The organism is Pseudomonas lijiangensis, assembly GCF_018968705.1.
GTDB classification, from domain to species: domain Bacteria; phylum Pseudomonadota; class Gammaproteobacteria; order Pseudomonadales; family Pseudomonadaceae; genus Aquipseudomonas; species Aquipseudomonas lijiangensis.
On the sequence record NZ_CP076668.1, the window covers coordinates 87735 to 110194 of the forward strand.

General features: G+C 59.6%; 19 protein-coding genes. 5 read left to right on the plus strand and 14 right to left on the minus strand.

Annotated features, from left to right (window positions below; genetic code table 11):
- Positions 1–74: 74 nt before the first annotated feature.
- Both KQP88_RS00430 and KQP88_RS00435 read right to left on the minus strand, forming a co-directional pair.
- Complete coding sequence (locus KQP88_RS00430; protein WP_216704547.1) at positions 75–407, minus strand: DOPA 4,5-dioxygenase family protein; 333 nt, start codon at positions 405–407, stop codon at positions 75–77.
- Between the two features lie 51 nt (positions 408–458).
- The gene (locus tag KQP88_RS00435) at positions 459–1409 is read right to left on the minus strand and encodes a choline sulfate utilization transcriptional regulator (RefSeq protein WP_216704548.1); all 951 of its coding nucleotides are present in this window, start codon (positions 1407–1409) and stop codon (positions 459–461) included.
- Positions 1410–1524: 115 nt separating this feature from the next.
- Between KQP88_RS00435 and betC the strand changes: the two genes are divergently transcribed.
- The 4 genes from betC to KQP88_RS00455 all read left to right on the plus strand — a co-directional run bounded on the left by betC (position 1525) and on the right by KQP88_RS00455 (position 7217).
- Positions 1525–3030: a choline-sulfatase gene (gene betC, locus KQP88_RS00440; protein WP_216704549.1), complete on the plus strand. Its 1506-nt coding sequence runs from the start codon at positions 1525–1527 to the stop codon at positions 3028–3030.
- A 38-nt stretch (positions 3031–3068) separates the two neighbouring features.
- The gene (locus KQP88_RS00445) at positions 3069–3995 is read left to right on the plus strand and encodes a choline ABC transporter substrate-binding protein (protein WP_200994358.1); all 927 of its coding nucleotides are present in this window, start codon (positions 3069–3071) and stop codon (positions 3993–3995) included.
- A 547-nt stretch (positions 3996–4542) separates the two neighbouring features.
- Positions 4543–5874: a glutamate/aspartate:proton symporter GltP gene (gene gltP / locus KQP88_RS00450; protein WP_216704550.1), complete on the plus strand. Its 1332-nt coding sequence runs from the start codon at positions 4543–4545 to the stop codon at positions 5872–5874.
- A 101-nt stretch (positions 5875–5975) separates the two neighbouring features.
- Positions 5976–7217, plus strand: a complete 1242-nt coding sequence (locus KQP88_RS00455) for a nucleoside recognition domain-containing protein (protein ID WP_198723484.1) — start codon at positions 5976–5978, stop codon at positions 7215–7217.
- A gap of 4 nt (positions 7218–7221) precedes the next feature.
- On the opposite strand, the gene KQP88_RS00460 is transcribed toward KQP88_RS00455, so the two are convergent.
- From KQP88_RS00460 to exbB, 10 genes are all read right to left on the minus strand, one after another.
- Positions 7222–8403 (minus strand): DUF5924 family protein, encoded by a 1182-nt coding sequence (locus tag KQP88_RS00460; protein WP_216704551.1) that lies wholly within the window; start codon positions 8401–8403, stop codon positions 7222–7224.
- A gap of 81 nt (positions 8404–8484) precedes the next feature.
- Positions 8485–9864: a M16 family metallopeptidase gene (locus KQP88_RS00465; protein ID WP_200993695.1), complete on the minus strand. Its 1380-nt coding sequence runs from the start codon at positions 9862–9864 to the stop codon at positions 8485–8487.
- 57 nt (positions 9865–9921) lie between these two features.
- Entirely contained in the window at positions 9922–11574 is a 1653-nt protein-coding gene (locus KQP88_RS00470) for a Na/Pi cotransporter family protein (RefSeq protein WP_200993694.1), read from the minus strand.
- A 259-nt stretch (positions 11575–11833) separates the two neighbouring features.
- Positions 11834–13141, minus strand: a complete 1308-nt coding sequence (locus KQP88_RS00475; RefSeq protein WP_200993693.1) for a CitMHS family transporter — start codon at positions 13139–13141, stop codon at positions 11834–11836.
- Positions 13142–13455: 314 nt separating this feature from the next.
- Positions 13456–14853 (minus strand): aminoacyl-tRNA deacylase and HDOD domain-containing protein, encoded by a 1398-nt coding sequence (locus KQP88_RS00480; protein ID WP_216704552.1) that lies wholly within the window; start codon positions 14851–14853, stop codon positions 13456–13458.
- Positions 14854–14939: 86 nt separating this feature from the next.
- On the minus strand, positions 14940–17015 hold the full coding sequence (gene recG / locus KQP88_RS00485) for an ATP-dependent DNA helicase RecG (protein WP_216704553.1): 2076 nt from the start codon (positions 17013–17015) through the stop codon (positions 14940–14942).
- Positions 17016–17024: 9 nt separating this feature from the next.
- Positions 17025–17948 carry a hydrogen peroxide-inducible genes activator gene (locus tag KQP88_RS00490; RefSeq protein WP_198723468.1) on the minus strand — a complete coding sequence of 308 codons (924 nt, stop codon included), beginning with the start codon at positions 17946–17948 and terminating at the stop codon, positions 17025–17027.
- Positions 17949–18040: 92 nt separating this feature from the next.
- Positions 18041–18790, minus strand: a complete 750-nt coding sequence (locus tag KQP88_RS00495; RefSeq protein WP_025257873.1) for an energy transducer TonB — start codon at positions 18788–18790, stop codon at positions 18041–18043.
- Entirely contained in the window at positions 18787–19212 is a 426-nt protein-coding gene (gene exbD / locus KQP88_RS00500) for a TonB system transport protein ExbD (RefSeq protein WP_200993690.1), read from the minus strand. The genes KQP88_RS00495 and exbD overlap by 4 nt, the downstream gene beginning before the upstream one ends.
- Positions 19213–19215: 3 nt before the next feature.
- The gene (exbB, locus tag KQP88_RS00505) at positions 19216–20172 is read right to left on the minus strand and encodes a tonB-system energizer ExbB (RefSeq protein ID WP_216704554.1); all 957 of its coding nucleotides are present in this window, start codon (positions 20170–20172) and stop codon (positions 19216–19218) included.
- 207 nt (positions 20173–20379) lie between these two features.
- Between exbB and KQP88_RS00510 the strand changes: the two genes are divergently transcribed.
- On the plus strand, positions 20380–21228 hold the full coding sequence (locus tag KQP88_RS00510; RefSeq protein WP_216704555.1) for an SDR family oxidoreductase: 849 nt from the start codon (positions 20380–20382) through the stop codon (positions 21226–21228).
- Between the two features lie 51 nt (positions 21229–21279).
- Here KQP88_RS00510 and KQP88_RS00515 read toward each other — a convergent pair whose 3' ends face one another.
- Both KQP88_RS00515 and KQP88_RS00520 read right to left on the minus strand, forming a co-directional pair.
- Entirely contained in the window at positions 21280–22017 is a 738-nt protein-coding gene (locus tag KQP88_RS00515; protein ID WP_200993687.1) for a hypothetical protein, read from the minus strand.
- Between the two features lie 54 nt (positions 22018–22071).
- On the minus strand, positions 22072–22452 hold the full coding sequence (locus tag KQP88_RS00520; protein WP_025257877.1) for a RidA family protein: 381 nt from the start codon (positions 22450–22452) through the stop codon (positions 22072–22074).
- Between the last annotated feature and the right edge of the window lie 8 nt (positions 22453–22460).

Here is a 22460-nt window from a genome sequence, read left to right on the forward strand (position 1 = left end):
CATGACCTGGAACATCTTCACTGCTTATAGCGGAGCAGGTTATACACAGCACCGTGTTTCCATGAGCATGCGGTTCAGGCCTTGAATATGGAGACATCAAGGGGCCGGATTTCTCCCATCCAGATGGCGTGTTCGGTGTGATCCTTCAACTCATCGCCCGTGAGCGGGTGGACAAAGACCACCAGATCGTTTCGATTGAGTGCCAGCCACAACATCACATCGGCAAACTGCGAGTGCCCGAACGCCAGTTGGCAGCTCCAGTCCGGATGCGGCCCTACCAGTCGCTCGTGAACCCTTCCCATCTGCACATCAAACTTCGCCGTGGCGGCTTCGCACAAGGCCCGCGCCAGCCCGATGGTCCGGGCATCGAAATAAATGTGGGCGTGATAGCCCTGAACATCCTGCATTGCCAAGTCCTCCCTGATTCAAGATTGCTCCCAGTTATCCACAGATAAGGATCAAACCGCAATCGATGGTAGCGGTTTGCCAGTTAATGAGTCTCCACTAAGTGCCTGTTCACTGGCCAGCCAGTCGACAAACTGCTGCACGACCTGCAGCCGCCGCTTGCGCTGGGGCAGGACCACGTAATAGCCACAGGCGGAAATCGCCGTGGCCGCGATGGGGCGGCACAACAGGCCCTGATCCAGCAGATCGTCCACCAGATGCCGCCAGCCAATGGCAACGCCCTGCCCGGCAATGGCGGCCTGGATCAGCAGCGTGTAATTGTCGAAGCGCAATTGGCCGGGCGCCGGGGCCTGGGGAATATTGAGTGCCCGAAATACACCTGCCCAGTCGAACCAGTTGTTGCTGCCCTCGCTGCGCAAATGCAGCAGTGCAAACTCACGCAGGACTTCATTGGGCAAAGGAGTTGCCCGGCCGGCAAGCAGTTGCGGGCTGCACACCGGAAACACTTCTTCGCTGAATAACCAGCGGCTTTCACCCTGCTTGAAACGCCCGTCCCCGAACAGCACCGCCACATCGATATCCGCGCTGAGCATGCTGTGGCTGCGTTCGCTGGTCACCAGACTGACGTCCACATCCGGGTGGTGCTTGTGGAAGCGATGAAGGCGCGGCATCAGCCAATAGGAGGCGAATGCAAAGTCGGTCGCCACCTGAAGCACTTCGTTCTGCTGTCGTTCGGTAATCGCGACCAGCCCGCTTTCAATGGACTGCAACCCGCTCTGCACATGGCTGAAGAGAACTTCCCCGGCTTCGGTCAGTTCGATCCCACGATAGACCCGGTCGAACAGACGGATCGCCAATTGTTCTTCCAGACGCTTTATCTGCTGGCTGATCGCAGGCTGGGTCGTTCCCAGCTCCATGGCTGCCGCCGTGAAACTGCGCAGGCGGGCTGCTGCTTCAAAGGCTCGCAGCAGATCCAGAGAGAGGTCACCGAGGGCTTCAAACATAAGCTGTGCTTATCCTAGGCATTGTTTTGTGTGGGCTTTACCACAAATCTGCATATCTTCATCCTCGAATACAGCATTTTTCGTATAACCGCCAACTATGGGATGTCGCGATTACATGAAGCGCAAAAATATTCTGTTCATCATGGCCGATCAAATGGCCGCGCCAATGTTGCCGTTCTACGCACCGTCTCCCATAAAAATGCCCCACCTGAGTCGCCTGGCTGCCGAAGGCGTGGTGTTCGACTCGGCCTACTGCAACAGCCCGTTGTGCGCGCCCTCGCGTTTTACTCTGGTCAGCGGCCAGCTCCCGAGTCGGATCGGTGCCTATGACAATGCCGCGGATTTTCCGGCGGACATCCCGACGTATGCCCACTACTTGCGTAGCCTGGGTTACAAGACCGCGCTGTCGGGCAAGATGCATTTCTGCGGCCCGGACCAGTTGCACGGCTACGAGGAGCGGCTGACCAGCGACATCTACCCGGCCGACTATGGCTGGGCAGTGAACTGGGACGAGCCTGATGTTCGCCCAAGCTGGTATCACAACATGTCGTCGGTGCTTCAGGCCGGGCCGTGCGTGCGCACCAACCAGCTGGATTTCGACGAAGAAGTGGTCTTCAAGGCCCGCCAGTACCTGTTCGATCATGTTCGCCAGGACGGTGACGCGCCGTTTTGCCTGACGGTTTCCATGACCCATCCTCACGACCCGTACACCATCCCCAAGCGTTACTGGGATCTGTACCGCGACGAAGACATTCCGCTGCCGGTGGCCCATGCCGATCAGGAGGCGCTGGACCCGCATTCCCAACGTTTGCTCAAGGTTTATGACCTGTGGGACAAGCCGCTGCCTGTGGACAAGATCCGCGATGCCCGTCGCGCCTACTTCGGCGCCTGTAGCTATATAGACGATAACGTCGGCAAACTGCTGCAGACCCTCGAAGAAACGGGCCTGGCCGAGGACACCATCATTGTGTTCTCCGGCGACCATGGCGACATGCTGGGCGAGCGCGGCCTCTGGTACAAAATGCACTGGTTCGAGATGTCGGCGCGGGTGCCGCTGCTGGTTTACGCGCCGGGTCACTTCAAGGCGGGCCGCGTCAGCGCTTCGGTGTCCACCGCCGACCTGCTGCCGACCTTCGTCGATCTGGCTGAAGGCCAACTGGACAGCGGCCTGCCACTGGACGGACGTTCTCTGTTGCCGCACCTGCAAGGCGAAGGTGGCCACGACGAGGTATTCGGCGAATACATGGCCGAAGGCACCACCAGCCCCTTGATGATGATTCGTCGGGGCGCCTACAAATTCATCTACTCGGAACAGGACCCGTGCCTATTGTTCGATGTAGATAACGATCCAAAGGAACAGGAAGAACTGAGCCAGTCGCCAGTCCATCAACAGCTGTTCACTGATTTTCTGGCCGAAGCTCGCGCCAAATGGGACATACCGGCGATACACCACCAGGTGCTCGCCAGCCAGCGTCGTCGGCGTTTCGTCGCCCGCACACTGGCCATCGGCAAGCTGAAGAGTTGGGATCACCAGCCACTGGTCGACGCCAGTCAGCAGTACATGCGCAACCATATTGATCTGGACGATCTGGAGCGCAAGGCACGTTATCCACAACCTTGAACCCTGCCATCACCGAGAAAACCAAAAGGGTCACATCCATGAATAAGTTATCCACAGCACTGGCGGTCGGTGTCATGACGTTCGGCAGCCTGGCGGCGCATGCCGCTGACCAGAGTTGCAGCACGGTAAGAATGGCCGACCCTGGCTGGAGCGACATTGCTGCCACCAACGCCATTACCGGGTTGCTGCTCGATGGCCTGGGTTACAAGGCCAAGGTCGATACCCTGGCGGTGCCGATTGCCTTTGGTGGCCTCAAGGACGGTCAGCTGGATGTGTTTCTGGGTAACTGGATGCCGGCGCAACAAGGTTTCTACGACAAGTTCGTGGCCACCGGCGACGTGACCCAACTGGCCAAAAACCTGGAAGGCACCGAATTCACCCTGGCCGTGCCCGATTATGTGTGGGAAGCAGGCGTGCATGACTTCGCCGACCTGAACAAATTCGCCGACAAGTTCAGCAAGAAAATCTACGGCATCGGCTCCGGCGCGCCAGCCAACCTGTCGCTGCAGGACATCATCAAGAAAAACGAATTCGAGTTGGGCGGCTGGAAACTGGTGGAGTCCAGCGAACAGGCCATGCTGGCCGAAGTGAATCGCAACGTGAAGAGGAAAGCCTTCGTCGTCTTCCTGGGCTGGACACCGCATCCCATGAACGTGCAGATCAAAGGCATGCACTACCTCAAGGGCGGCGAGAAATACTTCGGTGAAACCGGTTCGGTCTACACCCTGACCCGTAACGGTTACGCCGAAGCCTGCCCGAATGTGGGCAAACTGCTGACCAACCTGAGTTTCACCCTGGAAATGGAAAACAGCATCATGGCCGAGGTGGCGAACAAGAAAGTCAGCAACGCCGAAGCTGCCAAAGCCTGGATCAAGGCCAACCCGGCTGTTCTGGACAAGTGGCTCGATGGCGTGAAGACCATTGATGACAAGGATGGATTGGCGGCAGTAAAAGCCAAGCTGTAACGCCCGTTTCAGAGCGTGGCTATCGAGCTATTCAATTGAGTGCGCAAGTGCCTGCGTACTCAATTTATCGGTCAAATATGTTGCTGAATGTATGGCCGATGACTCTCCCCTCTGGCCAGTCCCGGGCCGGTTTTTCCCACGGCCGAACGGCCTGTTTTCACACACCCAGACGACCGTCGATCCAATAATTTCGACGCAATTGCGCTCGACACTCCACTGGAGCATGCCCTTGCGACTTTTCCCCTTGCCAGGCTGGAGGCGACGTTCTAGCCACTTTGGGAGGCAATAGGGACAACTTTTTTGTGTCGTTATTAGATACGAATTCTCATTTACGTATGCCGATTCGGCATGAGGTAGTCGTTTATGGCATTAGACGTACCTGAGTGCCATGGGAATAGTTGCGCCTTTTTTCGCCTGCTATAGAGCATGAATGCTCGTTTGCAGGGACCTTTTCTGGGTGTTTCCGGTTTCGACACTGCCTCTGGAAAAAGCAGTTTCAGCATGTCGGTTCTGGATATGTCCAGCCACTAAAAACAAGGGTAAATGAATGAAGAAGGCAAAGCTGAGTCTGGCCTGGCAGATTCTGATTGGACTGGTACTGGGGATTGCCCTCGGTGCGTTGCTCAACCACTTCAGTGCCGAGAAGGCCTGGTGGATCAGTAATATCCTGCAACCAGCAGGCGATATCTTCATTCGTCTTATCAAAATGATCGTGATCCCGATCGTGATTGCCTCTCTGATCGTCGGCATTGCCGGTGTGGGCGACGCGAAGAAGCTGGGTCGCATCGGTCTCAAGACCATCATTTACTTCGAAGTCGTCACCACCATCGCGATTCTGGTCGGTCTGGTTCTGGCCAACGTGTTCCAGCCAGGCGCGGGCATCGACATGAGCACCCTGGGCACGGTCGATATCTCGAAGTATCAGCAGACCACGGCTGAGGTGCAGCACGATCACGCCTTCATCGCGACGATCCTCAACCTGATCCCTTCCAACATCTTCGCGGCCATGGCTCGCGGCGAAATGCTGCCGATCATCTTCTTCTCGGTTCTGTTCGGCCTGGGCCTTTCCAGCCTGCAGGCAGAAGTCCGTGATCCGCTGGTGAAGATGTTCCAGGGCGTCTCGGAAACCATGTTCAAAGTCACCCACATGATCATGAACTACGCCCCGATCGGCGTATTCGCTCTGATCTCGGTGACCGTCGCCAACTTCGGTTTCGCTTCCCTGCTGCCGCTGGCCAAGCTGGTGATCCTGGTTTACGTGGCCATCGCCTTCTTCGCTTTCGTGGTTCTTGGTCTGATCGCCCGCATGTTCGGCTTCTCGATCATGAAGCTGGTCCGCATCTTCAAGGACGAGCTGATCCTGGCCTACTCCACCGCCAGTTCCGAAACGGTCCTGCCGCGTGTGATCCAGAAGATGGAAGCCTACGGCGCGCCGAAAGCCATTTGCAGTTTCGTGGTGCCGACCGGCTACTCGTTCAACCTCGACGGTTCGACCCTTTACCAGAGCATCGCGGCCATCTTCATTGCCCAGCTGTACGGCATCGATCTTTCGATCGGTGCGCAGATGATGCTGGTGCTGACCCTGATGGTCACCTCCAAGGGCATCGCGGGCGTTCCGGGCGTGTCCTTCGTGGTACTGCTGGCTACTCTGGGCAGCGCGGGTATCCCGCTGGAAGGTCTGGCGTTCATCGCCGGTGTCGACCGCATCATGGACATGGCGCGTACTGCACTGAACGTGATCGGCAATGCCCTGGCGGTATTGGTTATCGCTCGTTGGGAAGGCATGTACGACGAAGCCAAGGGCCAGCGCTACTGGAATTCCCTGCCGCACTGGCGCAGCAAGGACCCGGTTCCTGCTGCCACTCCGCTCGCTGACTGATCGCTGATCGGTTGCACCGACAAACCCCGGACTTTCCGGGGTTTGTCGTATCTGCTGCTCCCGATTGTTATCATCGCCGCATCTTGTGAGGGACATATCCGATGCTCAATGGCTTGTGGCTTGGTTTTTTTGTCGTTGCGTGCGTATCTGCCATGGGGCAATGGCTGATTGGGGGCAACGCCGGTATTTTTGCCGCGATGGTCGAAAGCATCTTTGCGATGGCCAAGCTGTCGGTCGAAGTGATGGTGCTGCTGTTCGGCACGCTCACGCTCTGGCTGGGCTTTCTGCGCATTGCCGAAAAGGCCGGGATTGTCGACTGGCTGGCCAAAGTGCTGGGGCCGCTGTTCCTGCGCCTGATGCCGGAAGTGCCACCAGGCCATCCTGCGCTGGGCCTGATTACCCTCAACTTTGCCGCCAACGCACTGGGCCTGGATAACGCCGCCACGCCCATCGGGCTCAAGGCGATGCGCTCGCTGCAGGAGCTGAACCCCAGCCAGACAGTCGCCAGTAATGCGCAAATCCTGTTCCTGGTGCTCAATGCCTCGTCCCTGACGCTGCTGCCGGTGACGATTTTCATGTATCGCGCACAGCAAGGCGCGCCGGACCCGACGCTGGTGTTCCTGCCGATTCTGCTGGCCACCAGCGTATCGACCATCGTCGGCCTGCTGTCGGTGGCGTTCATGCAGCGCCTGCGTCTGTGGGACCCGGTGGTGCTGGCCTATCTGATTCCGGGCGCGCTGCTGCTCGGTGGCTTCATGGCTTTTCTGGGCACGCTGTCGGCGGCGGCACTGGCCGGCCTGTCTTCCATCCTCGGCAACCTGACGCTGTTCGGCCTGATCATGCTGTTCATGATCATTGGTGCGCTGCGCAAGGTGCAGGTCTATGAGGCCTTTGTCGAAGGCGCCAAGGAAGGGTTCGACGTTGCCAGGAACCTGCTGCCGTATCTGGTGGCGATGCTCTGTGCGGTGGGTGTGCTGCGGGCTTCCGGTGCACTGGACTTCGGTCTTGAAGGCATCCGCCATCTGGTGGAGTGGCTGGGCTGGGACACACGTTTCGTCGATGCCCTGCCGACTGCCATGGTCAAGCCTTTCTCCGGCAGTGCGGCACGTGCGCTATTGATCGAAACCATGCAGACCCAGGGCGTGGACAGCTTTGCTGCACTGGCCGCTGCCACGATTCAGGGCAGTACCGAAACCACCTTCTATGTACTGGCGGTGTATTTCGGCGCGGTGGGCATCCAGAGGGTTCGGCATGCGGTGGGCTGCGCCCTGCTGGCCGAGTTCTCGGGTGTCGTCGCTGCCATTCTGGTCTGCTACTGGTTCTTCGGCGCGACCGCGACCTGATTCGTCATTGCGCAGCCGGCGCTTCGGGTGCTGGCTCCGGTGCAGGTTTCTCCTGTTGCTGCTCCGGTTCGCTCTTCTGCTCTGGAGCCGGTTGCGGCTCAGGCTTTTCATCATCGCCGCCCGGTTTGAGCTTGATCAGCCTGCCGGTTGGCCGTGTAACTGCCGGTTGATCGGTATCGGTGACTTCAAAGCGCAGCACACCGATCATTTGCCCGTCTTCGGTGAGGACCCTGATCTGCCAGCGCCCCACCACGTCCTTCGGGAAGTTCTGCTTGTGGGTCCAGGCACGATAGCCTTCCTTGCGCCCGCCGTGGATATCCAGCGCGATGCGCTCCACTTCCTGGCCGTCACGTCGCCAGACATGGTAGATGCGTTCTTCAAGACCACGCGGGGCATTGATGGCGGTGTAGGCGTACAAGCCGTCACGGCGTAGCTGCGTGGCGCTTATCTGCTTGATGCTCTCGCCCGGTGTGCGGTTCTTGTTGTCGAAGTCGGTGCTGATGGCGACTTCGGTCAGCCACAAGGTGGCGGGCGGTACCCAGGAGCGCAGCAGCCAGCCTGCGCTGCCCACCGCCAGCGTCACGGCAATGACCGCCACGCCGCGTCGCCAGGTATTGATCGGAAAGCTGGAGGCCAGGCTGGGGAAGGACAGCAGCATGGCGATGCCCAGTGCCAGTTTGTAACTTTCTGACGTGGTCAGGTTGAGAATGATGGGCAGGGCCGTGAGCAGTGCCGCGAACAGCGTCAGGGTATGCAGGGCCATGAACAGCCAGCGGCGTGGCGCCAGCCATTTGTAGTACAGCGGGTCGATGATCGAGATCAGGCCTGCGGCGCCCAGCAAGGCCGTGAACACCAGTTGCCCGCTGTTCCAGGTCGTGGTGACGAAGAAGAACGGCAGCACGAAAAACAGGCTTTCCTGGTGGATCAACTGCGTACCGTAACGCAGCAGGCCCTGAGGTATTTCCCGGCCGAACTTCTTGCTGAACAGCCTCACCACGCTGTTTTCGATCATCAGCCACAGCCAGCTGATCAGCATGACAACCGCGATCCAGGTCGCCAGCCCCGCCTGACGGTCCACCAGAATGAAACTGCCGATCCCGGAGATGAAACCACCTGCCGCAATCACCCCCGGATAGCGTCGTATCAATCCCAGGGTGCGGGTTACGTAGGAGTTCCAGTCAGGCATCTTGGCAATTCACTTTCATCGGCTTTAAAACCCCGGCAGCATATCAATGCCAGTTTCTGTGTAAATACCGTGCTGCCTCGATCACTTGCGAAGACGCTTGCGCACTCGCCAGAACACCAGCAGCCCGATCAGGCCGACAACCAGCGCGGCCAGCCCATACAAATCGTCGTAGCTCAGCAATGATTTCTCGACCCGCCAGTAACCGGGTTTGGCCAGCAACTGGCGCATGGCGTGATTGGCGGTGTCCAGGCTCACGGCCTTGATGCGTTTGACCGGGTCGACAAAGCGCCCGTTTTCATAGTCATTGAGCGCGCCCCAGTAATAATCGGCCAGCGCACTGTTGCCCTGCACTGCCCACGCCTGCCTGGCGATGGCAGCCTGTTGCAGGCGGGCGAAGGTGGCCGGTTGCATGCCTTCCTTGTTCAGGCGCTTGATCAGGTTGCGGATGCTTTGCTCGGCCTCATTGATGTCATCGCGTTCAAGGTCGGCATTGAGGCTCATGAAGCCCACATCCCCGAACACTTCGCGATCGGCCGAAGGCCCATAGGACAGGCCGTGCTTGAGGCGCAATTCCGTGTAGAGCGCCCAGTCCAGATAAGCCTCGACCAGTTCCCATGTCTCGTCGTGCTGCTTCTCCAGCTGCGGCTCGGTGAAGGTCAGGTGCAGGCGTGCGCCCTCGCCCAGCCAGTTGCGTATCAGAGTGCCCGAAGCCTCGGCCGTGCCATTGCTTTCTGCAAGTGGCGGGTGCTCGATGGGATCGGTGGGGTTGAGTTGCCCGTACGTACGCTCCAGATAGGCGGGCAGCAACCGGTCGAGATCGCCCACCACGATCAGCGTCATATTGTTGGGGGCGTACCAGCTCGCGAAGACATCCTCGACCTGCTCCAGGGTGATGTCGTCCACCTGGGGGCGCTCGGCACATTTGAGTCCCAGTTCCACCGCCAGCTGGTTGCTTGCGCCGGTGCCGGACTCGCGACGATCGAGCAGGCGCTGCAGATGAGAAAAGTGGCCGCCGTCCTCGCGCTCGACGATGCGTTTGACCTCGTCGAAACGGCTTTGCAGCAGTTCGGTGTTGGTCAGCACCTCCAGCAGGAGGTCCAGCACCTTGCGCTGGTTGCTGGCTGGCGCCTCGATCACGAACGTTGTATCGGTGTTGCTGGTGAACGCATTCCATTCGCCGCCCAGAGCCTGCATGCGCTCCTCGAGGCCGCCTTCGCCGCTGTCGTCTATGCCGCTGAACAGCAAGTGTTCCAGCAAGTGCGGCAGTTCCTTGTCCTTGCAGGCGAAGTCATCGAAGCCGATGCCGACCACCAGCCGAATCGCCACATGACCTTTTTCATAGCCCGGTTTGAGCAGTACTTGCAGGCCGTTGGGCAACAGATAGCCCTCGACCTGAAGACGATCAAGGGCCAGCGAAGGGAGAGAACTCAGAAGCAGACAAGCGAACAGCAGGCAACGCATAAAGCAGCTTTCCTTGCGGGCCGGTATGTTTAACAGACTTCGCGTTGCCGGGTACGTTCACACCGATTGTTCTTGAATGCTCTCGCTCGACAAGGCTCCGGTATCGGCTGCTCCCAGCACCGCGTAGGCGCTGCTGCAGAATAGCGAGTTGAGGCGTTTCATGTCGGCGATGAGTTCAAGGTGCAGTGAGCTGGTTTCGATGCTCTGTACGACCTTGCGTTGCAGGCGGCTGACATGGGCATGGGCCAGACGACGCTCCAGCGCCCTGAAACGGCGTTTTTCCCTGAGCAACTGGCGGGCGCTTTCTTCGTCCGAACTGAGAAAGACCGACAAACCAAGACGCAGGTTGGACTGTAGCTGGACATGCAGGTCGGCCAGTTCTTCCAGGCCGACTTCCGAGAACGAGCGACGCTGGGAGGTCTTCTGCTGCTGGATCTTGCGCAGCATGCGTTCGATCAGGTCGCTGGCCAGCTCAAGGTTGATGGTCAGTTCGATGATTTCCGCCCAGCGCCGGTTGTCGTGCTCGCCCAGCTCTTCACGGGGCATCTGCGCCAGATACAGCTTGATCGCGCTGTAGAGCGCTTCCACGTCGTCGTTCAGGCGACGAACTTCCTGAGTGACAGCCGTTTGCGTGCCCCGCAGTACCGCAAGCATCGAGCCCAGCATGCTTTCGATCAGGTCGCCCATGCGCAGGGTTTCGCGCACGGCATTGGCCAGCGCCAGAGTGGGTGTCGACAAGGCTGCGAGGTCCAGATGCCGTGCCTTGGCCGGGCCGTTGGTTTCGGCCTGATAAGGCAGCAAGATGGCGCACAGGCGTGCCATCGGGCCAACGGTGGGCAGCATCAGCAGGCAGCGCGCGGTGTTGTAGATCAGGTGAAAGCCGATGACCAGTTCCTGAGCCCTGAAACCCAGGGAAGAAAGCCAGTGAACCAGCGGGTCGAGCACCGGAATGATCAGCAACAGACCCAGCAGCTTGTAGAGCAGGCTGCCCAGCGCCACTTGCCGACCGGCGACGTTCTGCATGCTGGTGCTGAGAAAGGCCAGCAGCCCACTGCCGATATTGGCACCGATCACCAGACCGATTGCGACCGGCAAGCCGATGACATCGGCACCTGCAAGCGTGGCCGTCAGCAACACCGCTGCCAGACTGGAATAGGAAATCAGCGCGAACAGAGCGCCCACCAGTGCATCTAGCATCAGGTCGCCGGTCAGTGAAGCGAACAGCACTTTTACCCCGGAGGCCTGGGTGATGGGCGCCGTTGCGCTGACGATCAGCTCCAATGCCAACACGATCAGGCCCAGGCCTATGGCGACCCGGCCCAACTGGCCAGCGCGTGTCTGCTTGCGCGACAGAAAGAAAATCACGCCCAGGAAAATCAGCAGCGGTGAAAGCCAGGACAGGTCCAGTGTCAGCACCCGGGACATCAGTGCCGTGCCCACATCGGCACCCAGCATGATTGCAAGCGCCGGTGTCAGGGTCATCAGGCCCTGGCCCACGAACGACGTCACCAGCATGGCGGTGGCGTTGCTGCTCTGGACCATGGCCGTTACCAGGATGCCTGCGATAAACGCCAGAGGTCGTTTGGACATGTTCTCGCTGAGGACACGGCGCAACTGGGCACCATACACCCGAAGAATTCCGGTACGCACGATATGCGTGCCCCAGATCAACAGGGCCACGGCGGATAGCAAATCGAGCAGGGTCAGCATACTGAGAGCCCCCTGAGACAAGCCCCATTCAGGGCAAAGGATTGAAGATGCAGCGTGTAGCGAGCGGAAATTTTCTATGACGCTCTACTAAAGCTTGTAGTCGGCCTTTGGCCTTGGCGCCAGCATCGCACAGGCACTGGTCCATTGAAATAAAACTGTCATAAATCAGCGGATTGACGTCGCTAATGGAACAGCGGCAGGAGTCTTGACGGTGGGGGCGCCGCCAGCGGTCAGGCTGGCGGCGAGGTGAAGCGGGTAATTAAACGCTGCTGACCAGCGGGAAGACACCCAGCAGCAGTGCCGCGATCAGGATGCTGATACAGACCAGGATCGCCCATTTCAGGGTGAAACGCTGGTGATCACCGAAGTCGATACCGGCCAGTGCTACCAGCAGATAGGTCGATGGCACCAGCGGGCTGAGCAGGTGAACCGGCTGGCCGACGATCGAGGCGCGAGCCATTTCCACCGGCGTGATGCCGTAATGGGCAGCCGCTTCTGCGAGTACCGGCAATACGCCGAAGTAGAACGCATCGTTGGACATGAAGAAGGTGAACGGCATGCTCGCCAGAGCAGTGATGACGGCCAGATAAGGGCCCATCGCTTCCGGGATCACAGCCAGCAGGCTTTTGGACATGGCGTCGACCATGCCGGTGCCGGTCAGGATGCCGGTGAAGATACCGGCGGCGAAGATCAGGCCGACCACCGACAGAACGCTACCGGCGTGTGCGGCAACACGGTCTTTCTGGTCCTGGAGTTTCGGGTAGTTGATGATCATCGCGATACTGAACGCGATCATGAACAGGACTGGCAGAGGCAGCAGGCTCATCATCAGGGCAACCATCAGCGCCAGAGTCAGGGCACCGTTGAACCAGATCATCTTCGGACGACGGGCATCCGGGAACTGCGAAACACTGATTTCGCTGTGATCGATTTCATCGCCTTGCAGGTGCAGTTCACCCAGACGGGCGCGCTCACGTTTGCCGTAGAAGTAGGCAATGACCAGGATCGCGATTACACCGGCGAACATGGCTGGAATCATCGGTACGAAAATATCCGAGGCATCGACATGCAGGGCGCTGGCTGCGCGAGCAGTCGGGCCGCCCCATGGCGTCATGTTCATCACACCGCCAGCCAGAATGATCAGGCCTGCCATGATGCGCGGGCTCATGCCGACACGGCTGTAGAGCGGCAGCATGGCGGCAACGCAGATCATGTAAGTGGTCGCGCCGTCACCGTCCAGGGAAACCACCAGCGCCAGTACGGCAGTGCCGACCGAAATGCGCATCGGGTCGCCTTTCACCATTTTCAGGATCTTGCGCACGGCCGGGTCGAACAGGCCCGAGTCGATCATCAGGGCGAAGTAGAGAATCGCGAACATCAGCATGACGCCGGTTGGCGCCAGCTTGGTGATGCCAGCCAGCATCATGGGGCCGATCTGCGGACCGAAGCCGCCGAACAGGGCAAAAATGATCGGTACGATAATCAGGGCAATGAGCGCGGTCATGCGCTTGCTCATGATCAGGTACATGAACGCAATAACCATGGCGAAGCCAAGGAAAGTCAACATAGGAATACTCCAGACGTAATACGGCTACAGAACGTTGAAACGAACGAATCAGCTCAGCAGAGGCAATACGTGGAGGGGAGGCGCAAGGAGGGTATGAATCGGGGTAGGAACAAGCATCGTAATCACCATTTATTTTTGTTAATTGGGCCGAAAACTGTGTTGAGCACGTTTCCTGGCTAGCCGGTCTTTTGCCGGTGGTGAGCTGATCCTAATTGCAGAAGCTTTCACTTACCTTTCAATGGTGAACGGGATTCGCGAATAAATTCGTTCTCACATACAGCATGTGGGAGCGAATTCATTCGCGAAAAAGCCGGTTACTGGGAGAACTGAGACGCCAGCTCACGCAACATGGCTTCGGCTTCCAGAACCTTTCTGACAGATTCGTTGGCCTTTTCACGGGTCAGGCCCAGGCGTTCGAACAACTCGTCCGGGATTTCCTGCTGAGGGCCCGAACCGACGCCGTTGGCACGCAGCAAGCGGACCGCCAGGAAGATCAGGTTGGCATATTCGCAATGCTTGCCCGCGTAGTGCGGGTCATGCTGGAAGCGCAGCGCCGTGGACAGTTCGTCCGGCATGTCCCAGTAGCGCATCAGCCAGGCACCGATCTGCTCGCGGCTGATGCCCAGCAAGTGATGCTCGACATAGCTGTGATGCAGATGCGGGTTGACCTCCAGTTGACGGCAGATCAGCGAGAAATGCGGCGGGAACACGTGTGCCAGCAGCAGGTAGCCGAAGTTGTGCAGCAGGCCGGCCAGATAGGTCAGGCCGCCTTCCGGGCGTTTGGCGCGTGGAATGGCGCGGGTCAGGCCTTCGATGACCGCAGCGGTGTAGATCGACTGTTGCCAGTAAGGCGTTGTCTGCTGTGGATGATCCTTGGGCAGACTAAGGGTCTTGCCCAGTGCCAGGCCCAGCGCCAGATTGATGACCAGATCGAAACCCAGCACGCGGACGATGGCGTCTTCGACCGAGCGAATCTTGCCTGTCGAGGCGTAGTAAGGCGAAGCGGCCCAACTCACGACCTGAGCGGCCAGCGCCGGGTCGGTTTCAACCACGCCGGTAATGTCATCGATGGTTGCGTCAGGGTCGACACGCAGCTTGATGATCTTCTGCGCAGTCCCAGCCAGCGGTGGAATTTCCAGCGTCGCTTCCAGACGTTGCTGGATGCGTCGTGCCGTGAAGGCATGCATGGCCTGGGTGATTTCCTCGCGGTCGTCATCGGGACGATCGAGGTTGGGATGGATGCCGCTCAACAGTTCGCCAAAATGCGCTGCACTGGCCTTGCTCAGCATGCCCCTGAAGTCTTCGCTGTTGATTTCCAGCAGAACGCCCGGTTCGCCGGAGCCAATCAGTAACGCAGGTTCCTGCAGGAGGCGATCGTCATACAGGCAGGGAGAACTGGTCAGGGCTGGCAAGCCCGGCAGGGCATGCAGGTTGTGCTTGGCGAGCATGCGCAGGAGGCGATCATGGGGCACGGCTGCCAACTGGCGACCGGTCAACTCGGTGATCCGGTTGAGGTCCAGCAACTGGCTCTGCGGGTACAGGATCAGCAGTGCGCCAACAGCGTCTTCGACCAGCACGGCCTGGACTTTTCGCGATGCCGACAGGCTCGCGTCATCCACGACTTCGTTATAGGAGATGGCCAGTTTTTCAAGCAGTTGCCGGATTACCGACGGGGCTTGGTGAGAGTCATCGACGTGGGCAACTTCTGTCATGGTCTTTGTCCGTTTTCCTACAGTGTCGGCAGTATAACCAGCTTATTTGTTTTGGGCCGCATGCGCTTCCCAAAGCGTTGCCTGCGTCACACCTGACCGTATTGTTGACCGTGCCTCAACCAGCGTTCGAGCAAGGGGCTGACATGCTGTGGCCAGCGCTCCAGAAGCGCGTGGGCCGCATCTCGCACGGCAGGTAGCAAATCGGCATCACGCATCAGGTCAGCCACCTTGAATTGCAGGAGGCCCGTTTGTCGGGTTCCCAGCATTTCACCCGGTCCCCTCAGTTCCAGATCCTTTTCGGCGATGACGAACCCGTCATTGGTTTCCCGCATGATGCCCAGGCGTTGCCGGCCGATTTGTGAAAGTGGCGGGTGGTAGAGCAGCACGCAATGGCTGACGGCGCTGCCGCGCCCTACTCGTCCACGCAACTGGTGTAGCTGGGCAAGCCCGAGACGCTCGGGGTTTTCGATGATCATCAGGCTGGCGTTGGGCACATCGACGCCGACTTCGATGACCGTCGTCGCCACCAGCAATTGCAGGGCGCCCTGTTTGAACTCGGCCATGATGGCCGCTTTTTCCGCAGGCTTCATGCGCCCGTGAATCAGCCCGACCCGCAACTCGCCCAGTGCACTGCTCAACTCCTCGAACGAAGTTTCGGCGGCCTTGCAGGTCAGTTCTTCGGATTCTTCGATCAGGGTGCAGACCCAATAGGCCTGGCGGCCTTCTGCACAGGCGGCTCGCACCCGCTCGATGACTTCGATGCGACGGCTGTCGGCCACAAGGACCGTGTTGACCGGTGTGCGCCCTGGCGGCAGCTCATCGAGGATCGAGGTATCCAGGTCGGCATAGGCACTCATGGCCAGGGTTCGCGGAATGGGGGTCGCGGTCATGATCAACTGATGCGGACACATCATGCCGCCCACGCCTTTCTTGCGCAGGGCCAGACGTTGCTGGACGCCGAAGCGGTGCTGTTCGTCGATGATGACCAGCGCCAGATTCTTGAACTGCACTTCATCCTGGAACAGTGCATGAGTCCCCACCACCATGGGCGTGCCGCTGGCGATCTGTTCCAGTGAGGTGGCCCGTGCCTTGCCCTTGAGCTTGCCTGCCAGCCAGGCTACGCCCACGCCCAGCGGTTCAAGCCAGCGCTGGAAGTTGATGTAGTGCTGTTCGGCGAGGATCTCGGTCGGCGCCATCAAGGCAACCTGATAACCGGCTTCCAGTGCCTGGAGTGCTGCCAGTGCGGCGACGACGGTCTTGCCCGCGCCCACATCGCCCTGAATCAGGCGCAGCATGGGCTCTGGCTGACTGAGGTCGTAGGCCACTTCCTTGCCGACCCGCTGCTGCGCGCCGGTGGGTGGAAAGCCCAGATTGGCCAGGAACTGTTTGGGCAGTTTCTTCGCCAGGGGCAAGGCCGGTGCATGCTGCGCACGCAGGCTTTCCCGCAGCCGTTGCTGGGAAAGCTGATGGGTCAGCAATTCTTCAAATGCCAGACGGTGTTGCGCCCAGTGGTGGCCCAAGGCGAGTTCTTCGATGTCGGCATCGGCAGGCGGGTGGTGAAGATAGCGAATCGCATCGTCCAGCGGAGCCAGCTGGTAGTCACGAGCCAGTTCTTCGGGCAGCCAGTCCGGCAGGCTTTTGGGGCCGAGCATCGCCAGACTTTGCTGGCAGAGCTGACGCAGGCGTTGCTGGGTCAGGCCTTCGGTGGTCGGATAGATCGGTGTGAGGGTCTGCTCGACAGGCGCGGGTTCGTCGCCGGTCAGCGCGCGGTATTCGGGGTGGTAGATTTCCAGGCCCGAAGCGCCGGGTCTGGCTTCGCCAAAGCAGCGCAGGTGAGTCCCGCGCTTCATGCTTTCCTTCTGGGCGTTGCTGAAGTGATAGAAGCGCAGGCTGACAACGCCTGTGCCGTCACCCAGTCGCACCAGCAGGCTGCGGCGCTTGCCCATGACCACATCGGCGCCGCTGACCACACCTTCGATCACCGCATCCTGGCCAGGACGCAGCGCGCCGATAGGGACAATGCGGGTCCGGTCCTGATAACGCAGCGGCAGGTGAAACAGCACATCCTGCAGGTTTTCCAGGCCCACCTTTGCCAGCTTTTCAGCCATGGCCTCGCCGACGCCCTTGAGCGCCGTGACCGAGACTTTGGAAAGCTCGCTCATTTTCTCTGCCTAGCTTGCTTCTGTTTTTGGACGAGCCACTGAACACAGGCGTACGGAGTCAGCAAGAATCTCGATTGCCTTGGGCCTTGGGAAACTGGCGCGCCATGCGATGGCGACCGTACGGAAAGGTACGGGGGCCGTCAGCGGGCGAACTTCGATGACGCCGGGAGCGTAATGGTGACTGTCCACTGCCGACAGCGGCAGGATCGAGATACCCAGCCCCGAGGCGACCATATGGCGAATGGTTTCCAGCGAGCTGGATTCAACGGTCGTATGCCGGGCGCCTTCGCCGCCCTTGGTCAGCGTCGGGCAGGCTTCCAGGACCTGATCGCGGAAGCAGTGACCCTCGCCCAACAGCAACAGGCTCTTGTCGTTGAGCGCCGAGGCATCGATGGACGTTTTCTGGGTCCATGGATGGTCGGCGGGCATCAGAACCGAGAAGGGCTCGTCGTAGAGTGGCAGGGTCAACACATCGGCTTCGTTGAATGGCAAGGCGATGATGACCGCATCCAGCTCACCGTTGCGCAGCTTGTCGCGCAGGACGTGAGTGAAGTTCTCTTCGATATACAACGGCATCTGCGGGGCGACCCGGTGCAGTTGCGGGATCAGATGGGGAAACAGATACGGGCCGACGGTGTAGATGGCGCCGACTTTCAGCGGTGCCGTCAGCTGGTTCTTGCCCGCCTGGGCCAGCTCGCGGATGCCTTGTGCCTGCTCCAGCACCTTTTGGGCCTGGGCAACGATGCCTTCACCGACAGGCGTCAGACGTACAGCACTCTTGCTGCGCTCGAAAATCAGCACACCCAGTTCATCTTCGAGCTTTTTAACGCCCACCGAGAGTGTGGGCTGGCTGACGTGGCAGCGTTCGGCGGCGTGGCCGAAATGCTGCTCTTGAGCAAGCGTAACGATATAGCGCAATTCTGTAAGGGTCATAACGTGCGTCCATGAAGTTGCGGCCCCAGCATAGCGGGTGCAATCGATAGACGCACGTTATCAGAAGCACTCATGAGTAACAAAAGCGTTATTCAGCGTTTATCCAGGGAATAAACGAAAGGTGCCAGGATCTCGATCGTGCCGTTGTTCAGGGTTTCCGCTGGCGGTTTCGGCAAGGGTTGAGCACGACGGATCATCTCCATGGTGGCTCGGTCCAGTGCCGGACTGCCTGAAGTGCTGGCAATCGAATAGGACAGGACATTGCCTTCCGCATCGACCACGAAGCGCAGACGGGCTACCCCTTGCATGCCGCGACGGCGGGCATCTTCGGGATACTTCTTGTACTTGCTCAGGTGCCGTAGCAGGTCGCTCTGCCAGCTTGGCAATGCCGTGCTGGGTGGAGACGGCGGGCTGGGCGGTGCCTGTGGTGCAGCCGATTTCTCGGGCGGAGCCGTTGTCGGCGGGGTGTCCACCGGTTTTTCGGCAGCCGGTTTCTCCTGTGGAGGCTCAGGCTTTTTCTGCGGCTTTGGCGGCTGCGGTTTTGGCTTGGGCTTTTCCACTTTTTTGGGAACCGCGATTTCCGGCTTTGGCGCCTCGACCAGATCCGGCAACGGGACTTCTTCTTCCGGTGCTGGCGGTTGCGGCGGCTGAACGACTTGGGGCGGTGGTGGCGGTGCGAGTTCGGGCAAAGGTGCCAGTTCGACCATCATGGCGGCCGGCGGCAGCTCGATGGCCTGGGATGCTGGCCAGCGGAGTGCGACGATCACCGCGATGGCATGCACAGCCAGCACCAACAACAGACTACCGCTATAGCGCGTCAGTGTTTGGCGCGTACTGATCATTTTTTACCAACCGTCTCAAGGCCAACCAAACCGACTTTCAGGTAGCCGGCACCGCGCAGGGTGTTCATGACGTCCATCAGATCGCCGTAATCCACGCCCTTGTCGGCCTGGAAGAAGATGGTGGTGTCTTTCTTGCCCTTGGTCCGTGCATCCAGTACCTGGCCAATCTGCTCGCGAGTGACTTTCTCTTCGCCCAGGTACAGGCTCTTGTCAGTCTTGACGCTGAGGAAGATCGGCTTTTCGGGCCTGGGTTGCGGTGTGGCGGTGGACGCTGGCAGATCGACCTTGATGTCCACGGTCGCCAGAGGTGCCGCTACCATGAAGATGATCAGCAGCACCAGCATGACGTCGATGAACGGCGTCACGTTGATTTCATGGTTCTCGGCGAGATCGTCGCCGCCTTCGTTAAGATGCAGGCCCACGTCTTAGCCCACCTTTACCATGTGCGGTTGCTGTTGGTTGCGGTCGGTTTCAGGCAGGTGGTCCAGGTCGCGGCTGACCAGCAGCAGAACCTGAGCGGATGCGTCGGAAACCTGAGCCTTGTAGCCAGCGATGGAGCGGGCGAAGACGTTGTAGATCACGACCGCAGGAATGGCGGCAACCAGGCCCAGTGCAGTTGCCAGCAGGGCTTCGGCGATGCCGGGTGCAACCACGGCCAGGTTGGTGGTCTGGGTCTTGGCGATGCCGATGAAGCTGTTCATGATGCCCCACACGGTACCGAACAGACCGACGAAGGGTGCGGTCGAACCGATGGTGGCGAGCATGCCGGTGCCGTTGCTCATGTTGCGGCCACAGGCAGCGACCAGACGCTCCAGACGGAAGCTGACACGCTCCTTGATACCTTCGCGCTCGCGGCTGTTGGCCGAAAGACGCATTTCTTCCAGGGCGTCATGGACCAGCAAGTGAGCCAGCGTGCCCTCCTTGTTGGCGCTCTGGCTGGCGTCGCTCAGGGAGCGGGCCTTTTTCAGGCCGGCGATTTCAACCCGCAGACGACGCTTTGCGCCCAGCAGCTCGAAGCCCTTGGCGATCCAGATGGTCCAGGTGATGATCGAGGCGATGACCAGACCGATCATCACTGCTTTTACGACGATATCGGCGTTCTGGTACATGCCCCATGGCGACAGGTCGTGAGCCATGCCCAGGCCGCCTTCTTCAGCGACAGGTTCCAGAGTGTCGGCAGGCGCAACGGCTTCAGGCTGGGCAGCAGGTGCGGTGGCTGGAGCTGCGGCAGCCGCTTGTGGTGCCGGGGTGGCCGGGGCTGTCTGGTCAGCGAGAGCGACAGGTGCGAGCATCAGGCTCAACACAAGGGCAGCCACACCACGCCATGCACGTGGCAGGCGAGGTAGCTTGGTTGGCGAAGCGGGTGATTGAATACGTGTCATGCTGGCCTGACCTGAAATGGAAATAGTGATTGTCCCGGGACGTCGTTCTGGAGGCTCGACGAGAGTGCGGGGACAAATGGACGGGTATTATTGCAAATCGTTCTTGTTAGCAGAAGTAATACTGTATCTTTTTTTCAATAAATAGCATCAGGCGCTCTTATTCCTGATTATTTTTCGGATTTATCCGTCGTTACGTGGAGGTATCAGGTGTCAGCTCCTTCTCTTCTGATCGCTGGTTGTGGCGATATAGGTTGTCGTCTTGCCACCCGATTGCTGCCTCTTGAGTGGCGGATCCATGGCTTGCGACGTGATACGTCCCAGTTGCCCGAAGGCGTGATTCCGGTGAAAGGCGATCTGTTCGACTGGCTGGAGCCACAGGACTGGCCGACAGAGTCCATCGACTATCTGGTGTATTGCGCCACGCCCACGCAAAGGGACGAATACGGTTATCGACGTGCCTACGTCGAAGGTCTGTCCCATGTCTTGAGCTGGATGAAGCAGCACGGCCAGCAACCCAAGCGGGTGTTCTTTGTCTCCAGCAGCGGTGTCTACGGGCAGCAACAGGGCGAGTGGGTCGATGAAACCTCGGTAACCGAGCCGTCAGGCTATACCGGCACGGTGATGCTGGAAGCCGAGCAGGTTGCCCTTGGCAGCGGTTGGCCCGCGACTGTGGTGCGCCTGACGGGGATTTACGGTCCAGGCCGCAACGACCTCTCCAATCGCGTGCGTCAGGGCCATAGCGTGCGTGTCGATCCGCCGGTCTATGCCAACCGTATTCATGCCGACGATGCGGCGGGGCTGCTGGCTTTTCTGTTGGAGGCCGATGCCAAGGGAGTGGCGCTTGAGGATTGCTACCTGGGCGTCGATGACGATCCGGCTGCGCTGGCCGATGTGGTGGCCTGGATCCGCGAATACCTGGGCGTGACCGAATGGTCTGAGGATGTGAGCGTGCAACGGGTGGGCAGCAAGCGATGCAGCAATGCCAGAGCGCGGGCGCTGGGCTGGGCACCGGAGTATGCGGATTATCGTGCGGGGTATGCGGCGTTGCTGGGGTAGTGCGAAGCAGGCCCGCTCATCTTGATGGTCGGGCCTGTCTTCACGGGTGCATCACTGCTGCTCAAGCAGCCAGCGACGCTCGCCTGGACGCAGTTGAGGCATCTCGCCTGCGCCAGCCGCGTTGACGGCCTGGAAGATTTCCAGTTGCTTGCCTTTGCGGGCAAATATCCACGGGCTGCCCTGCTCGTTCTTTTCCAGCCACATGCTGTCGTATTCGCCGCTCATGGCTGCACAATCGCCCGCCAGACACAGGGCGTAACGATCGTTTTCAGGAAGGCCCTGCACGCTGCCATCCGGCATGAACTGCACGACGCTGCCCTGGCCATCGCCACTGACGATGGTCCATTTGCCACCCATGTAGGCGCCATAAAGGGCTCTTTCAAAGCTGCTGCCTGATGGAGCGCCTTCCGGAGCCGGGTTTTTCGGCTTCTCGAAATGCTGTTCCGGGCCGGATTCGCTGGCGGCCTGAACAAGGTGGTCGCCCTTGATGCTCAGGTTCTCAGAGAAACTGCCGTAGAAATTGACGTTCAGCTTGCCGTCGGCAGCGCTGGAAATCTTGCCTTCGCCCAGCTCGAAACCGTTGGAATAGATGGCCTGATTGGCCTGGGTGTTGACCTGCCATTCCAGGTTCGGACCGTTGGCAAGTAGGGCTTCGCGCAGGTTGCCGCCTTTTACGGCAGCGTCGATGGCGCTCTGGTTGATCCAGGTACCGTCGGGGTTGCGGTCGGCATGGCTGGCGCAGCCAGTCAGGATGGCGGCCAGCAGTGAGATGGCGAGCGCGGAGCGCATAGCGGAGTCCTTCCTTTGCAGGGAGCGGAGCGGCTGGCGCTCCGCCGGGATGATTTATTCGATGACGAGAATCGCGTCCATTTCTACCTGGGCGCCACGTGGCAGTGCGGCAACGCCAATGGCGGCGCGGGCCGGATAAGGCTGCTCGAAGTATTTGCCCATGATCTCGTTGACCTTGGCGAAGTTGCCCAGATCGGTCAGGAAGATGTTCAGCTTGACGATGTCCTTGAAGGAGCCACCGGCTGCTTCAGCGACAGACTTGAGGTTCTCGAAGACCTGAACGATCTGGGCTTCGATGCCTTCGACCAGTTCCATGCTTTTTGGGTCCAGAGGGATCTGACCGGACATGTAGACGGTATTGCCAGCCTTGATTGCCTGGGAGTAAGGGCCGATGGCTGCAGGGGCCTTGTCGCTGGTGATGACAGTCTTGGTCATGAAGAACT

Excerpts from the sequence above, each read along its gene's own strand:
- KQP88_RS00515 (WP_200993687.1), bottom strand. The coding sequence starts at position 22,017 with ATGCGCTCCGCGCTCGCCATCTCACTGCTGGCCGCCATCCTGACTGGC.
- KQP88_RS00445 (WP_200994358.1), top strand. The coding sequence starts at position 3,069 with ATGAATAAGTTATCCACAGCACTGGCGGTCGGTGTCATGACGTTCGGC.
- recG (WP_216704553.1), bottom strand. The coding sequence starts at position 17,015 with ATGAGCGAGCTTTCCAAAGTCTCGGTCACGGCGCTCAAGGGCGTCGGC.
- KQP88_RS00465 (WP_200993695.1), bottom strand. The coding sequence starts at position 9,864 with ATGCGTTGCCTGCTGTTCGCTTGTCTGCTTCTGAGTTCTCTCCCTTCG.
- KQP88_RS00520 (WP_025257877.1), bottom strand. The coding sequence starts at position 22,452 with ATGACCAAGACTGTCATCACCAGCGACAAGGCCCCTGCAGCCATCGGC.
- KQP88_RS00460 (WP_216704551.1), bottom strand. The coding sequence starts at position 8,403 with ATGCCTGACTGGAACTCCTACGTAACCCGCACCCTGGGATTGATACGA.
- KQP88_RS00435 (WP_216704548.1), bottom strand. The coding sequence starts at position 1,409 with ATGTTTGAAGCCCTCGGTGACCTCTCTCTGGATCTGCTGCGAGCCTTT.
- KQP88_RS00480 (WP_216704552.1), bottom strand. The coding sequence starts at position 14,853 with ATGACAGAAGTTGCCCACGTCGATGACTCTCACCAAGCCCCGTCGGTA.
- exbB (WP_216704554.1), bottom strand. The coding sequence starts at position 20,172 with ATGACACGTATTCAATCACCCGCTTCGCCAACCAAGCTACCTCGCCTG.
- betC (WP_216704549.1), top strand. The coding sequence starts at position 1,525 with ATGAAGCGCAAAAATATTCTGTTCATCATGGCCGATCAAATGGCCGCG.
- KQP88_RS00455 (WP_198723484.1), top strand. The coding sequence starts at position 5,976 with ATGCTCAATGGCTTGTGGCTTGGTTTTTTTGTCGTTGCGTGCGTATCT.
- KQP88_RS00470 (WP_200993694.1), bottom strand. The coding sequence starts at position 11,574 with ATGCTGACCCTGCTCGATTTGCTATCCGCCGTGGCCCTGTTGATCTGG.
- KQP88_RS00490 (WP_198723468.1), bottom strand. The coding sequence starts at position 17,948 with ATGACCCTTACAGAATTGCGCTATATCGTTACGCTTGCTCAAGAGCAG.
- gltP (WP_216704550.1), top strand. The coding sequence starts at position 4,543 with ATGAAGAAGGCAAAGCTGAGTCTGGCCTGGCAGATTCTGATTGGACTG.
- KQP88_RS00495 (WP_025257873.1), bottom strand. The coding sequence starts at position 18,790 with ATGATCAGTACGCGCCAAACACTGACGCGCTATAGCGGTAGTCTGTTG.
- KQP88_RS00430 (WP_216704547.1), bottom strand. The coding sequence starts at position 407 with ATGCAGGATGTTCAGGGCTATCACGCCCACATTTATTTCGATGCCCGG.
- KQP88_RS00475 (WP_200993693.1), bottom strand. The coding sequence starts at position 13,141 with ATGTTGACTTTCCTTGGCTTCGCCATGGTTATTGCGTTCATGTACCTG.